Below are 12195 nucleotides of genomic sequence, written 5' to 3' on the forward strand. Positions count from 1 at the left end.
CTGTCGACCGCCGGGGGAGCACGCGATGACGGACGGAGCGGTGTCGCGGCGGGGCGTTCTGGCCGGCGGGATCGGCCTGCTGGCCACGGCGGCTGCGCCCCTCCCCGACGTCCCGAGGCTGAACCAGCTGGGCTTCCTGCCCAAGGCCGGCAAGCGGTTCGTCCTGCCTGTACCGGCGGCCGACACCCAGGCCCTGCCCTTCCGGGTGGAGACCCTGTCGGGCCGTGCCGTCTTCGAGGGCTGGCTCGACCGCGCGGTCCACGACCTGACCCGCACCACCGGCGAGCACGTGCGCACCGGCGACTTCTCGGCCCTGGTCACGCCGGGCCGCTACCGGGTGAAGGTGGGAACGTCGGCCTCGCATCCGTTCGGGATCGCGGACGACCTCTATGCGCCCCTGGTCCGCGACGCCGCCCGCGCCTTCCACCTGATCCGCGCCAATGTCGCCGTGGACGATCCCGTCACCGGGCTCAAGCACGCGGCCGGCCATGCCGGGGACGCGGCGATCCTGGTCGACGGCGCCGCGCGCGACCTGACCGGCGGCTGGTACAACGCCGGCGACTACGGCAAGTGGACCCACATGGCGGCCATCAGCGTCAGCCAGATGCTGTGGCTGCACGTCCTGCGTCCGGCCCGCGCCACCGCCCTGAAGCTGGACGTCCCCTCCGGCTGGCCCCGCCTGCCCGACCTGCTGCAACAGGCGCGCTGGGGCCTGGAGTGGCTGCTGCGCGTGCAGAACACCGACGGCTCGGTGCTGCACAAGGTCGACTCGAACGGCGCCTATGCCTGGGGCCAGCCGCCGCAGGCCGATCCGCATCCGCGCTCGGCCCGGGGCGCGGGCAGCCTGGACGCCGGGGTCTTCGTGGGGGTGATGCTGCAGGCCGCCCGCGTCTTCGCCCCCTTCGACGCGCCGTTCGCCGCCCGCTGCAAGGCCGCCGCCCGGCGCGCCTGGACCTGGCTGGAGGCCAATCCCGCCGTCGCCCACGACGACTACGCCTATACCGATCCCGACCCCCGCCAGGAGATCCTGTGGGCCACCTGCGAAATGGCCGTGGAGACCAGCGATCCGGCGCTGCGGGCCCGGGCCGACGCGGCGATCAAGGCCCTGGGCGTCTTCCCCTTCTTCTGGCCTGGCCCGCAGGTGCTGGGGGTGATGAGCCTGGCGCGGACGCCGGGTCAGGTCGGGGCCACGGCGCGTGACGCGATCCTGAAGGCGGCCACGGCCATCGCCGCCGAGGTCTCCCAGGATCCCTACGGCTACACCTTGCGGGTCGACGCCTACATCTGGGGCTCGGTGGAGCTGGCCCTGAACACCGCGGTCGTCTGCCTGTTTGCCGCCGAGCTGGGCGACGAGGCCGCGCGCGACACCGCCCAGCGGCTGCTGGACTACGTGCTGGGCTGCAACGCCCTGGACCACGGCTTCGTCACCGGCCACGGCGAGCGGGTGACCCGCCGCCCCTATCACTGGGCCTGCCGGGTCTGGGGGATCGTGATCCCGGGCTGGGCCAGCGGCGGGCCGAACGCCGGCCTGACCGGCGCCGATCCCCGGCTGAAGGCGGTGATCGAGGCCGGGACGCCACCCGCCCGGTGCTTCGTCGACGCCTGCGAGAACGACGGCTCGTGGGCCTCCAACGAAGGCCAGACCAGCGAGAACGCCGCCCTGCTGCTGGCGGCGGGGCTGCTGGGGTTCTAGCGGGCGCTCGACGGAAGACGCTCAGCCCTCCTTTTAGCCCGTCATTCCCGCCCTTGTGGCGGGAACCCCTGGTTCAGCTCGCAAGTGAAATGCCTTGGCGCGCTAGCGCGCCACCCTACCGCACCTGCGGCGGACAGAGGGGTTCCCGCCACGAGGGCGGGAATGACGATGAAATTGAGAAGGCGCATGAACGCTGATCCCCCCTACAGCCCCAGCGAGGCCCGCAGGAAGGCGTCGGCCTTGGCCAGCATGTCGGCGCGGGCCTTGCTATCGTCCAGCTGGTGGTCCAGCCCCGGATAGACGACCAGGTCGACCTTGCCGCCCGCCGCCTTCAGCCGCGACAGCATCAGCCGCGACTCGCCCACGCCCACGTTCACGTCCCGGTCGCCGTGGAACATCAGCACCGGCGCCTTGATCTTCTCGGCGTTCTGGGCCGGCGAGCCTTCCTTGACGTGCGGGCCGTGGCCGATCTGGGCGTCGCGGAGCTTGAAGCTGGTATAGGGCCGCGACTCCTCGCGCAGGCTCTCCAGGTCGGTGACCGGGGCGACGGCGACGATGGCCTTGAACAGGTCCGGGTCCAGCACCGACGATTGCAGCGCCGCGTAGCCGCCGTACGACCAGCCGAAGATCGCCAGCTTGCCCGGCGCGGCGATCCCCTGGTCCTTGAGCCAGCGGCCGGCGTCGTTGACGTCGCCGATCGCCGAGCGCCACGACTGGTAGCCGTTGTCCTCGAACCAGGCCTCGCCATAGCCGCTGGAGCCGCGGAAGTTGGGCTGCAGCACCGCGAAGCCCTGGTGGGCGAAGTACTGGGCCAGGAAGTCGAAGCCCCACTCGTCGCGCGAGGCCGGTCCGCCGTGCGGCATGACGATGGCCGGCAGGTTCTTGCCGTCGCTGCCCGGCGGCAGGGTCAGATAGGCCGGGACCGAGGTTCCGTCGGCGGCCTTGTAGGTGACGGCCTGGACGGCGGCCAGCTTGACGCCGGTCAACTCGGGACGGTCCGGCATGACCTCGCTCAGCTGGCGCGTGGTCTTGTCGTAGAGATAGTAACGGCCCGGATCGACGTCGCTGCCGGCCCACAGCAGCAGGCGGGTCTCGTCGGCGCTGGCGTCCACGAAGGTGACGGCCGGATGGCCCGGCAGCGCCTTGGACAGGGCCGCCGACAGCTTCTGCAACGCCGGATCGAAGAACACCGACTGGCGCTTGTCGGTGGCGTAGCTGGCGCCGACCACGCGGCCCTGGCGGCCGATCTGGATCAGGCCGTCCACGTCGACGTCGTCGCGGGCCACCAGCACCTCGTGCTTCAGCGTTCCGTCCAGCGACACCCGGCTGACGACCTGGCGTCCGCCGACCCACTCGTAGCCGTAGGCGACGTTCAGGTCGCGATCCACGACCACGGGGGCGAAGCCGGTATTGGCCTCGAAGTCGTAGGCGCCGAAGGGCTGCCAGGCGTCGCTCCCCTTCAGGCGATACTGGTAGTTGATCACCGGCTTGGCGTAGCCGTTGTTGGTCTTGGGCTGCAGGCCGAACATCCGCACCGCGCCGTGCTGGTCGGTGATGTAGTCGACCACCCCGCCGCGCGGCGGCTCGACGGGCGTGCGGACCAGGGTCTCGATATCCACCCGCTCGACGGCCAGGCCGTCCTTCTGGTTGGACAGCCGGGTGCCGGTGGCGAATTCCGGCATGTAGTCGCGGGTCATCAGCACCGAGCCGGGATGGGCCTCGTCGGCCATCAGGTCGATCACCTCGCCGCCGTTCTGGCGATAGCCCAGCTCCTGGCCGGTGGTCTGGGCGCTGAGCTCCTGCACCTTGGCGCCGTCGGCGTTCAGGGCGACCATCCGCGAATAGCTGATCCGCACCGCCCCCTGGGTCAGGCTGGTCACGGTGATCTGGCAGACCAGGCGCGTGTTGGACGCCCAGTTGCAGCGGCGCAGGCGGTCGGGGCTGCCGGTCGAGCTCAGGATGGGCTTGGGCTGGCCCGAGCCGTCCAGCCGCGCCACGAACAGCGCCGAGGCCTGGCCGTCCTGGAGCGGCTGGACGATGGCCACCGACATGCCGTCGGGCGACAGGCTCATCTGCTCCACCGTCTCGCGCGCCCCGAAGGCCTTGGCGGCGTCGAGGTCGGCGGCTTGGGCGGTGGACAGGGCAAGCGCCGAGACGGTCAGGCTCGTCAGGGCGGTCCGGGATACGCGGGACATGGGGACTCTCTACCAAGGATTGATCCTTGATAGGCAGCGCCACGGGCGCCGCGCAAGCCCATAGTCAAGCTGAGGCCGCGCGCCGCCGGAACGCCCCGGGCGTCTCGCCGGTCAGTTGCTGGAAGGCCTTGGCGAAGGCGCTCTGGCTTTCGAAGCCGACGTCGGCGGCGATCTGGGCGATGGAGCGGCGCTCGTCGCCCAGGGCCTCAATGGCGGCCAGCAGCCGGGCGCGGCGGCGGTAGTTCTCCCAGCCCGTCCCCAGGCCCGCGCGGAAGCGGCGGCGGAGACTCCGCTCGGATTGGCCGGCGGCCCGGCAGACCTCGACGAACGAGCCTCCGGCCAGATGGGCCCGCGTATGGGCGATGGCGGCCTGCAGCACTGGATCGGTCGAGGTGGGCAGGGTGAACGGCGCCTCGTCGGCGATCCACTCGCGGCACAGGCGGGCGAAGGCGGCGAAGAAGGCCGCGCCGGTTTCGTCCTGGGCCCGGTCGATGGGCCAGCGCACGGCCGTGGCGATCATCTCGCGCATCAGCGGCGAGACCCGGATCACCCGCACCCGGTCGCCGGCGTCGGGCACCAGCTCGGGCGCCAGCAGCAACGAGACCGAGCGTACCTTGCGGACGCTGTCGCGGTGGGTGACCCCGGCGGGGATCCAGCCGGCCAGGCTGCGCGGCAGCAGGTGGCGGCCGTGCGGATCCTCCAGGGTGATCGCCCCTTCGAAGGCGTACTGGATCTGGTGCATGTCGTGGTGGTGCCAGGGGCAGTCCAGGTCGTAGCGGTCCTGGACGATCGCGCCGGCTGGCGGTCGCGTGCGGGGGTCGACCAGGGTGACCAGGCCGATATCGAGCGATGAGAGGTCCATGGCCGTTTCGCGCCGAAGATTGGCCGGGGGCCGCGAGACGGTCAACGCGCCGCGCCCCTACCCTCTCCAGAGATCACGTGAGCGATCAGGAGGAGCCCCATGACCATCCGCGTCCACCGTCCCGGCGACCTGCCCTGGCGCAAGATCGGCGACATCCCGATGGGGAGCATGCGCGACCACATCGACCCCACCGAGCTGGAGGGCCAGCTGGCCTTCCACGAGCCCGGTGACCTGGAGACCCCGCAGCTGATGGAGATGCGCCTCAACCCCGACACCCTGGTCGCGCCGCACAGCCACGACGACTGCGAGATCTTCTACGTGGCCCAGGGGACGCTGCATTGGGGCGATCAGGTGCTGGAGGCCGGCGGCTCGATGTTCATCCCGGCCCACACCGTCTACAGCTTCCGCACGGGCCCGCGCGGGGCGCGGCTGCTGAACATCCGCTCGCGGGCGGATCACAGCTTTCGGCCGGCGAGCTAGGTTCTAAGCTCCGCCGTCTCGGCCAGGAACCAGTCGCGCAGCTTGAGGATCCGCGCCAGCTTCGGACTGTCGGCGCGCCAGACGAAGTGGTTGCCGGTGTCCACCCCCACCTCCCCCGCGAACGGCCGCACCAGCCGGCCCTCGCGCAGGTCGCGGTCGGCCAGGCCGCTGCGGGCCAGGGCCACGCCCACGCCGTGGGCGGCGGTGTCCAGCATCAGGGCGGTGTCCTCGAAGCCCAGGCCCTGCTGACGCGGCGTCTCGTCGATCCCCATGGCGGTCAGCCAGATCGACCACGGCAGGCTGACATGGCGCAGCAGCGGCACGTCCAGCAGGTCGCGCGGCTGCGCGATCGGGTGGCGCTCCAGGAAGGCGGGGCTGCAGACCGGGAACAGGCGCTCGATCATCAGGGTGGCCGACTCCACGCCGGGCCAGGCGCCGCAGCCGAAGCGCAGGGCGATGTCGACGCCGTCGGTGGTCAGGTCGGCCACCCGGTCCTCGGCGCGGACGATCAGGTCGGGCTCGTCCATCTCGCGCGACAGCCGTTCCAGGCGGGAGACCAGCCAGCCCCGGGCGAAGGCGGCGCTGGAGCTGATCACCAGGGGCCCGTTGGCCGCCAGCCGGGCCTCGTCGACCCCGGCGCGCAGGGTGACCAGGGCCTCGGCGACCTGGCCGGCCAGGCGCTGGCCGGTGGCGGTGGGGACCATGGCGTTGCCCTGGCGGACGAACAGGCGCGTGCCCAGTTCCTCCTCCAGCTTGCGGATCTGCTGACTGACCGCGCCGTGGGTGACGAAGAGCTCGCGGGCCGCGCGGCTGTAGCTGCGATGCCGGGCGGCGGCCTCCAGGGCGGTCAGGGTCAGGAACGGCGGCAGGCGCATAGGTTGTTAGTACGGCTCACAAGTTCGGCCAGATACCATCGTTCGTAATCGGCGGTCCGTCGAGCCATTTTACCTGGGCAAGGCCGGTGTGGCCGACACTCATGCTCACAGGTGCTCCGATGAAACTCCTCCTGGTCGCCGGCGTCGCCGTGCTCTCCGTCCTGTTCGCCGCCGCCGACAAGGTGGCTCCACCCATCCCCGGCGCCGACGCCGCTTGGTCGGTAAGCGTGCCGATCCATAGTCCGCGGTGAGGGTGAGTGGATCAAGATTGGAGCTAGCCCAATAAACTGGCTTTCAGAGCAGGTACGCGCTCTCGACTTCCTCCTCAGATATCGAAGAAAAGTTGGTATTATGCTCGTCGTACCTTCAGTTGGACGACTCGTGGCATTGGTTGTCGCGAGCGGTGGAGAGCGGAATGGCGTGGACTACACCCCAGTACACACCCCAAGAGGTGAATGGGGCCGGTAAGGCGCTTAGCAAGATGGCCTTTCCCGTCACTACGGAAGATGGCTACGCGGCGCTGGCGGTTATCAATAATTGGCGATCATCTCACGCGTATCCGCTGAACACGTTCCAAATTACGCTGCGCAATCGCGCTAGGCGGATCGAGCGCAATGTCATCATCGCCCAACGCGAGAAGCGATTGGACTCCATTCACCGTAAGCTGGTGACGAAGGCGTCAATGCGTATGACGCAAATGCAAGACATCGCTGGGTGTCGTGCGGTGTTCAGCAAGTTGGGTGACGTCTACAAGCTTGTTGATCTCTATAAAGGGCGACAGTTCGACCACAAATTTCGAGGCGAAAAGGATTACATCCAAAATCCAAAACCAGACGGATACCGTTCATACCACTTGGTATACGAGTATGTTGGGTCAGGACCTGGCGTTCCCTACTCTGGTCTCCGGATCGAGATCCAGGTGCGCACCCAGATTCAACATGCATGGGCGACCGCAGTAGAAGCAGTCGGTATCTTCACGAGGCAAGCTCTGAAGTCGAACCAGGGCGATGCAGACTGGCTCCGCTTCTTCGCCCTCATGGGGACGGCTATCTCGGCAATTGAAGGCACGCCATGCGTCCCCAATACGCCGGTGACGAAGGAAGATCTTCTTGCTGAATTACGCCCCTTGGCCGAGGCGTTGAGTGCGCGCGACATGCTTAAGGCCTACAATACAACCCTGCACACACTCGGGGCCGCCAAAGATGCAAAATACTTCATTGTGGAACTTGATCCCGATGCGAGTCGGGTAACGCTGCGGCGGTTCAAGGCCAAGGAGTCGGCGGAAGCAAACCGGCAATACACCAACCTTGAAAGCCAGATTCCGGACGACTCTCGACGTCAAGTCGTCTTGGTATCAGTCGCAGACATAAACGCGTTGAAACGCGCCTACCCAAACTACTTCCTCGATACGGCGCTATTCTCTCGCCTTGTGGAAAGGGTACTGAAGGGGGATTTTCCAGCTCTTCGCGCCCCTCAAGCAACCGCTGACGCCGCTTAGCAGCCTTCAACAAAAAGGCCCGGGATCGCTCCCGGGCCTTTCCGTATCCGTCTTGCGACGAGGCCTTACTTACCGGCCGCCGTCAGGGCGTCCATCAGTTCCGGCACGGCCGACTTGTAGTCGGCGACCAGGCCGTAGTCGGCGATCTGGAAGATCGGGGCGTCGGCGTCCTTGTTGATCGCAACGATCACCTTGGAGTCCTTCATCCCGGCCAGGTGCTGGATGGCGCCCGAGATGCCGATGGCGATGTACAGCGACGGGGCGACGACCTTGCCGGTCTGGCCGACCTGGTAGTCGTTCGGCGCATAGCCGGCGTCCACGGCCGCGCGCGAGGCGCCGACGGCGGCGCCCAGCTTGTCGGCCAGAGGCTCGATCACCTTCTGGAACTCTTCGGCCGAGCCCATGGCGCGACCGCCCGAGACGACGATCTTGGCCGCGGCCAGTTCCGGACGGTCGGACTTGACCATCTCTTCGCTGACGAAGCGGGTCTTGCCGGCGTCAGCGCCAGCGACGCTCTCCACCGAGGCCGAGCCGCCCTCGCCCGCCGCCGCGAAGGCGGTGGGACGCACGGTGATCACCTTCTTGGCGTCCGAGGTCTGGACGGTTTCCAGCGCGTTGCCGGCGTAGATCGGGCGCGTGAAGGTGTCGGCCGAGACGACATCGACGATGTCGCTGATCGGGGCCACGTCCAGCTTGGCGGCGACGCGCGGGGCGAAGTTCTTGCCGCCGGCGGTGGCCGGAACCAGGATGGCGTCGTAATTGCCGGCCAGGGCCAGCACGGCGTCGGCTTCCGCCTCGGCCACGCCATGGCCTAGGGCTTCGCTCTCGGCCAGCAGCACCTTGCGCACGCCGGCGATCTTGGCGGCCGCGTCGGCCACGCCCTTGGCGCCTTGGCCCAGGACCAGCACGTCCACGTCGCCCGACAGCTTCAGGGCGGCGGTGACGGTCTTGTGGGTGCCATCGCGCAGGTGCGCGTTGTCGTTATCGGCGACGACGAGAACGGCCATTACAGCACCCCCGCGGTTTTGAGCTTGGAGACGAGATCGGCGGCGGTTTCGACCTTCACGCCGGCCGAACGCTTGGCGGGCTCGGCGACCTTGACCACCTTCAGGCGCGGGGCGACATCGACGCCGTAGTCGGCGACAGTCTTGCTGACGATCTCCTTCTTCTTGGCCTTCATGATGTTGGGCAGCGAGGCGTAGCGCGGCTCGTTCAGGCGCAGGTCGGCGGTGACCACGGCCGGCAGGTCGACGTCCAGGGTCTGGAGGCCGCCGTCCACTTCGCGGGTGACCTTGGCGGTCGAGCCGGACACTTCCAGCGCCGAGGCGTAGGTGGCCTGCGGCCAGCCCAGCAGGGCCGACAGCATCTGGCCCACGGCGTTGTTGTCGCCGTCGATGGCCTGCTTGCCCATCAGCACCAGTTGCGGCGCTTCCTCGGCGACCACGGCCGCCAGCAGCTTGGCCACGGCCAGGGGCTCGGGATCGGCGTCGGTCGTGATCAGCACGCCGCGATCGCCGCCCATGGCCAGGGCCGTGCGGATGGTTTCCTGGGCTTGGGCCGGGCCGATCGAGACGATCACCACCTCGGTGGCCACGCCCTTTTCCTTCAGACGGACGGCTTCCTCGACCGCGATCTCGCAGAAGGGGTTCATCGACATCTTGACGTTCGCCAGGTCGACGCCGGTCTGATCGGGCTTCACCCGGACCTTCACGTTGTAATCAATAACCCGTTTGACCGGGACCAGAACCTTCATCGGTCTACGCCGCCTCCTGGCTAGTTTTTCCTGCCTGCGGGGAGGCACTTACCCCGTCCACGCAGGTTTGCAAGTTTCCCCTGACGTAAGCGTAATGATAATCCGCCAGGGCGGTTCAAACGCTTGTAAGATATTTCGGCTCCCGCGTCTGCCGCATCGCACGCTCCAAGGCGCGAAACGCCGCGCGCTTTAGCCTCTGGCCAGCCTCGCGGCGGGCCAGTATGAGGCGCTCATGAAGAGCAACATCACCCGCCTGCAGAAGATCTTCTTCGCCGTGTTCCTCGGCGCGACCCTGAGCGTCTTCTGCTATCACTACTTCTATGTGTGGCCCAAGGAGCGCTGCCTGGCGCGCGGCCCCGGCTACTGGTGGGCCGACAAGTGGATGAAGTGCGGCACGGTCTATTCGATCGAGACCCTGACCCGCCGCCCCCTGAACGTGCCGCCGATCAACACCGACACGAAGAAGATGGAAGGCCCCTCGGCGAGCAAGCCGAAGGAGTAGACGCCTGCTTCCTTCTCCCCTTGCGGGAGAAGGTGTCGGTCGAAGACCGACGGATGAGGGGTCTCTCAAAAATCAAAGCCGCGACAAGCCGAAAGACCGGTCGCGGCTTTTGCGTTCTTCAACCCCTCACCCGACCCGCTTCGCGGGCCACCCTCTCCCGCAAGGGGAGAGGGAACGATGCTACCGCGTCGCGCCCGGCTTCCACAGAACGTCGGCCGCGCCGTCGTCGTTGGCCCGGCGCGCCGTGACGAACAGCAGGTCCGACAGGCGGTTGAGGTATTTCAGCGCCGCGTCCGAGACGATCTCGCCCTCGATCCCCATCAGCTCCACCACCTTGCGCTCGGCGCGGCGGCAGACGGTGCGGGCCACGTGGAGGGCGGCCGAGGCGGGGCTGCCGGCGGGCAGGACGAACGAGGTCAGGGGCGAGAGGCGCGCGTTCATCAGGTCGATCTCGCGCTCGAGCCGCTCGACCTGGCTGTCGACCACCCGCAGGGGCTCCCATTCGGGCTTGCCGTTCTGCTCGGGGGTGGCGAGGTCCGCGCCCAGGTCGAAGAGATCGTTCTGGATGCGCTCCAGCAGGGCGTCGAGCTCGGCGTCACCTTTCGTGTGCTGGCGCGCCACGCCGATGAAGGCGTTGGTCTCGTCGACACCGCCATAGGCCTCGACCCGCACGCTGGCCTTGCTGACCGGCTGGCCGGTCGACAGCCGCGTCAGGCCCTTGTCGCCGGTGCGGGTGTAGATGCGGTTGAGCGTGACCATGGGTCGCGGGTTCCCTGACAAGATGTCCCAGCGCCAGCGGCGCGCACTTCTGTTTCACTCGCCGCTTGAGAGATCAAGGTTCGACGATCAGTGATTGCGCCACCAGAAGGCGGCGACCAGCACGATCACGGCCAGGAACTGCAGCAGAACGCGCAGGCGCATAAGCTTGTTGGAATAGGAGCGCCCGAAGTCGCCGCCCCGAAACAGGGCGTAGACGCCCACGCAGAGGGTGATCAGCACCGCGGCCAGGGCGACGGGGATCAGGAAGTCGAAAAGGTCCATGGCGGCAAACTAGGCCTTCGCCCCGGGCTTGGCCAGAGCTTGAGCCGCCGCGCACGGCCAAGTTTCGACCCTGGGTTTGGGATCGCCCGCTTGATCGAGCGTTCCGGTTGCATACCGCGACTCGCCGAATCTGTTCGTTGAGCGCATTTGTCGCAGTGACCTAGCGCTACCGGTATCATACACCGGACAAAACGTTGCCGTTCGTTGATTTCAGTTCAGTTTTTCGGTTGCGCGCCCTTGCGACAGGGGATAAACGCGCCACCTTCAAATTCCAGTACGCGTTCGTTGAACATGATCAACCCTCCCCGCAGATCATGTCAGCGCCCCTCAACCAGCGGAGAGACAGGAGAGATCCTTATGGCCCAGAGCGCTTTCGCCGCCGCCGCCAGCTTCTCCGCGTCCGATCGCGACGAAGCCATGGCGGAAGTCCGCCAGCTGATCATCGACCTGCGTGACGCCACGCAGGACGGCCGCGCCCTGGCGCGCCGCTACGCCGACGTCCTCACCAGCGTCGTCGACGAATATTGCAATGAATTCGAGAAGCGCGCCGAGGCCGCGCTTGCTCGCCTGGAGAGTGTGGCATGAGCTTTGTTTCCCTGAACACCGACTACCCGACCGAAACCCCGGTCAAGCTGACCCGCCGGGCCCTGGCCAAGCAGCGCACGCGCGAACGCGTCCTGTCGGCCGCCCGCCGCCTGTTCACCGAGCGTGGCTACGAAGGCGCGACCATTCGCGACATCGCCCAGGCCGCCGGCATGTCGACGGGCGCGGTGTTCGCCAGCTTCTCGGACAAGAGCGAGCTGTTCGACGAGATCCTGACCGCCGACTACGAAGTCATCTACGCCCAGATGAAGCAGGCGGGCGTCAACGCCCAGACCGTGGAAGAAGGCGTGATCGGCATGTTCGCCGTGGCCTACGGCTTCCACGTCGAGCAGCTGCCGCTGCTGCAGGCCAGCATCGCCGTCTCCTGGACCCGTTCGGAGACCGCCGAGCGCCGCAACCGCGCGCACCTGAAGCACATCTTCGTCCTGCTGAACGGCGTGCTGACGCGCGGCGTCGAGCGCGGCGAACTGAAATCGTCGGCCGACGTTAAGCTTGTCGCCGAGATCATCTGGGACGTGTATGTCGCCAATTATCGCCGGGCTATTTTCGACGCCTGGACGGTCGAGGCGCTGCTGTCGCGACTTTCGGATCAACTGAAAGTCATTCTGGCGGGCGCGCGCGCGTAACAAACGGCCGAGGGCGGACGCTCCCGGTCGGAGCGTCCGCCCATCGGATTCAATTCAAGCGACGCAG

General features: G+C 67.7%; 14 protein-coding genes. 7 read left to right on the forward strand and 7 right to left on the reverse strand.

Features of this window, described 5'->3' with window-relative positions:
- Nucleotides 1-25 precede the first annotated feature (25 nt).
- Nucleotides 26-1693: a glycoside hydrolase family 9 protein gene (locus AC07OA_RS01240; protein ID WP_494661940.1), complete on the forward strand. Its 1668-nt coding sequence runs from the start codon at nucleotides 26-28 to the stop codon at nucleotides 1691-1693.
- 203 nt (nucleotides 1694-1896) lie between these two features.
- Here the strand turns inward: AC07OA_RS01240 and AC07OA_RS01245 are convergent, their stop codons facing one another.
- Nucleotides 1897-3888 (reverse strand): alpha/beta hydrolase family protein, encoded by a 1992-nt coding sequence (locus AC07OA_RS01245; protein WP_494661941.1) that lies wholly within the window; start codon nucleotides 3886-3888, stop codon nucleotides 1897-1899.
- A gap of 64 nt (nucleotides 3889-3952) precedes the next feature.
- On the reverse strand, nucleotides 3953-4750 hold the full coding sequence (locus AC07OA_RS01250; protein WP_494661942.1) for an AraC family transcriptional regulator: 798 nt from the start codon (nucleotides 4748-4750) through the stop codon (nucleotides 3953-3955).
- A 99-nt stretch (nucleotides 4751-4849) separates the two neighbouring features.
- Here AC07OA_RS01250 and AC07OA_RS01255 point away from each other — a divergent pair, with 99 nt between their 5' ends.
- Nucleotides 4850-5230: a cupin domain-containing protein gene (locus AC07OA_RS01255; RefSeq protein ID WP_494661943.1), complete on the forward strand. Its 381-nt coding sequence runs from the start codon at nucleotides 4850-4852 to the stop codon at nucleotides 5228-5230.
- Here the strand turns inward: AC07OA_RS01255 and AC07OA_RS01260 are convergent.
- Nucleotides 5227-6105, reverse strand: a complete 879-nt coding sequence (locus tag AC07OA_RS01260) for a LysR substrate-binding domain-containing protein (RefSeq protein ID WP_494661944.1) — start codon at nucleotides 6103-6105, stop codon at nucleotides 5227-5229. The genes AC07OA_RS01255 and AC07OA_RS01260 overlap by 4 nt on opposite strands.
- A 119-nt stretch (nucleotides 6106-6224) precedes the next feature.
- Here AC07OA_RS01260 and AC07OA_RS01265 point away from each other — a divergent pair, with 119 nt between their 5' ends.
- Nucleotides 6225-6356, forward strand: a complete 132-nt coding sequence (locus AC07OA_RS01265; RefSeq protein ID WP_494661945.1) for a hypothetical protein — start codon at nucleotides 6225-6227, stop codon at nucleotides 6354-6356.
- A gap of 230 nt (nucleotides 6357-6586) precedes the next feature.
- Complete coding sequence (locus AC07OA_RS01270; RefSeq protein ID WP_494661946.1) at nucleotides 6587-7603, forward strand: RelA/SpoT domain-containing protein; 1017 nt, start codon at nucleotides 6587-6589, stop codon at nucleotides 7601-7603.
- Nucleotides 7604-7668: 65 nt separating this feature from the next.
- Here the strand turns inward: AC07OA_RS01270 and AC07OA_RS01275 are convergent, their stop codons facing one another.
- Nucleotides 7669-8610: an electron transfer flavoprotein subunit alpha/FixB family protein gene (locus tag AC07OA_RS01275; protein ID WP_494661947.1), complete on the reverse strand. Its 942-nt coding sequence runs from the start codon at nucleotides 8608-8610 to the stop codon at nucleotides 7669-7671.
- On the reverse strand, nucleotides 8610-9356 hold the full coding sequence (locus tag AC07OA_RS01280; RefSeq protein WP_494661948.1) for an electron transfer flavoprotein subunit beta/FixA family protein: 747 nt from the start codon (nucleotides 9354-9356) through the stop codon (nucleotides 8610-8612). Before AC07OA_RS01280 ends, AC07OA_RS01275 begins: the two co-directional genes overlap by 1 nt.
- A gap of 232 nt (nucleotides 9357-9588) precedes the next feature.
- On the opposite strand from AC07OA_RS01280, the gene AC07OA_RS01285 reads away from it, so the two are divergent.
- Entirely contained in the window at nucleotides 9589-9858 is a 270-nt protein-coding gene (locus tag AC07OA_RS01285) for a hypothetical protein (RefSeq protein WP_494661949.1), read from the forward strand.
- A 180-nt stretch (nucleotides 9859-10038) separates the two neighbouring features.
- On the opposite strand, the gene AC07OA_RS01290 is transcribed toward AC07OA_RS01285, so the two are convergent.
- Both AC07OA_RS01290 and AC07OA_RS01295 read right to left on the reverse strand, forming a co-directional pair.
- Nucleotides 10039-10617, reverse strand: a complete 579-nt coding sequence (locus tag AC07OA_RS01290; protein ID WP_494661950.1) for a cob(I)yrinic acid a,c-diamide adenosyltransferase — start codon at nucleotides 10615-10617, stop codon at nucleotides 10039-10041.
- Nucleotides 10618-10704: 87 nt separating this feature from the next.
- Complete coding sequence (locus AC07OA_RS01295) at nucleotides 10705-10899, reverse strand: twin transmembrane helix small protein (protein WP_494661951.1); 195 nt, start codon at nucleotides 10897-10899, stop codon at nucleotides 10705-10707.
- Between the two features lie 357 nt (nucleotides 10900-11256).
- Between AC07OA_RS01295 and AC07OA_RS01300 the strand changes: the two genes are divergently transcribed.
- Nucleotides 11257-11484 (forward strand): CC0731 family SpdR-regulated protein, encoded by a 228-nt coding sequence (locus tag AC07OA_RS01300; protein WP_494661952.1) that lies wholly within the window; start codon nucleotides 11257-11259, stop codon nucleotides 11482-11484.
- Nucleotides 11481-12128 carry a TetR/AcrR family transcriptional regulator gene (locus AC07OA_RS01305; RefSeq protein ID WP_494661953.1) on the forward strand — a complete coding sequence of 216 codons (648 nt, stop codon included), beginning with the start codon at nucleotides 11481-11483 and terminating at the stop codon, nucleotides 12126-12128. The genes AC07OA_RS01300 and AC07OA_RS01305 overlap by 4 nt, the downstream gene beginning before the upstream one ends.
- Nucleotides 12129-12195: the final 67 nt, after the last annotated feature.

The sequence above is a fragment of the Caulobacter sp. GW821-FHT09B08 genome (assembly GCF_059418225.1).

Excerpts from the sequence above, each read along its gene's own strand:
- AC07OA_RS01300 (WP_494661952.1), top strand. The coding sequence starts at position 11,257 with ATGGCCCAGAGCGCTTTCGCCGCCGCCGCCAGCTTCTCCGCGTCCGAT.
- AC07OA_RS01270 (WP_494661946.1), top strand. The coding sequence starts at position 6,587 with ATGGCCTTTCCCGTCACTACGGAAGATGGCTACGCGGCGCTGGCGGTT.
- AC07OA_RS01280 (WP_494661948.1), bottom strand. The coding sequence starts at position 9,356 with ATGAAGGTTCTGGTCCCGGTCAAACGGGTTATTGATTACAACGTGAAG.
- AC07OA_RS01295 (WP_494661951.1), bottom strand. The coding sequence starts at position 10,899 with ATGGACCTTTTCGACTTCCTGATCCCCGTCGCCCTGGCCGCGGTGCTG.
- AC07OA_RS01250 (WP_494661942.1), bottom strand. The coding sequence starts at position 4,750 with ATGGACCTCTCATCGCTCGATATCGGCCTGGTCACCCTGGTCGACCCC.
- AC07OA_RS01290 (WP_494661950.1), bottom strand. The coding sequence starts at position 10,617 with ATGGTCACGCTCAACCGCATCTACACCCGCACCGGCGACAAGGGCCTG.
- AC07OA_RS01265 (WP_494661945.1), top strand. The coding sequence starts at position 6,225 with ATGAAACTCCTCCTGGTCGCCGGCGTCGCCGTGCTCTCCGTCCTGTTC.
- AC07OA_RS01285 (WP_494661949.1), top strand. The coding sequence starts at position 9,589 with ATGAAGAGCAACATCACCCGCCTGCAGAAGATCTTCTTCGCCGTGTTC.
- AC07OA_RS01255 (WP_494661943.1), top strand. The coding sequence starts at position 4,850 with ATGACCATCCGCGTCCACCGTCCCGGCGACCTGCCCTGGCGCAAGATC.
- AC07OA_RS01275 (WP_494661947.1), bottom strand. The coding sequence starts at position 8,610 with ATGGCCGTTCTCGTCGTCGCCGATAACGACAACGCGCACCTGCGCGAT.
- AC07OA_RS01260 (WP_494661944.1), bottom strand. The coding sequence starts at position 6,105 with ATGCGCCTGCCGCCGTTCCTGACCCTGACCGCCCTGGAGGCCGCCGCC.
- AC07OA_RS01305 (WP_494661953.1), top strand. The coding sequence starts at position 11,481 with ATGAGCTTTGTTTCCCTGAACACCGACTACCCGACCGAAACCCCGGTC.
- AC07OA_RS01245 (WP_494661941.1), bottom strand. The coding sequence starts at position 3,888 with ATGTCCCGCGTATCCCGGACCGCCCTGACGAGCCTGACCGTCTCGGCG.
- AC07OA_RS01240 (WP_494661940.1), top strand. The coding sequence starts at position 26 with ATGACGGACGGAGCGGTGTCGCGGCGGGGCGTTCTGGCCGGCGGGATC.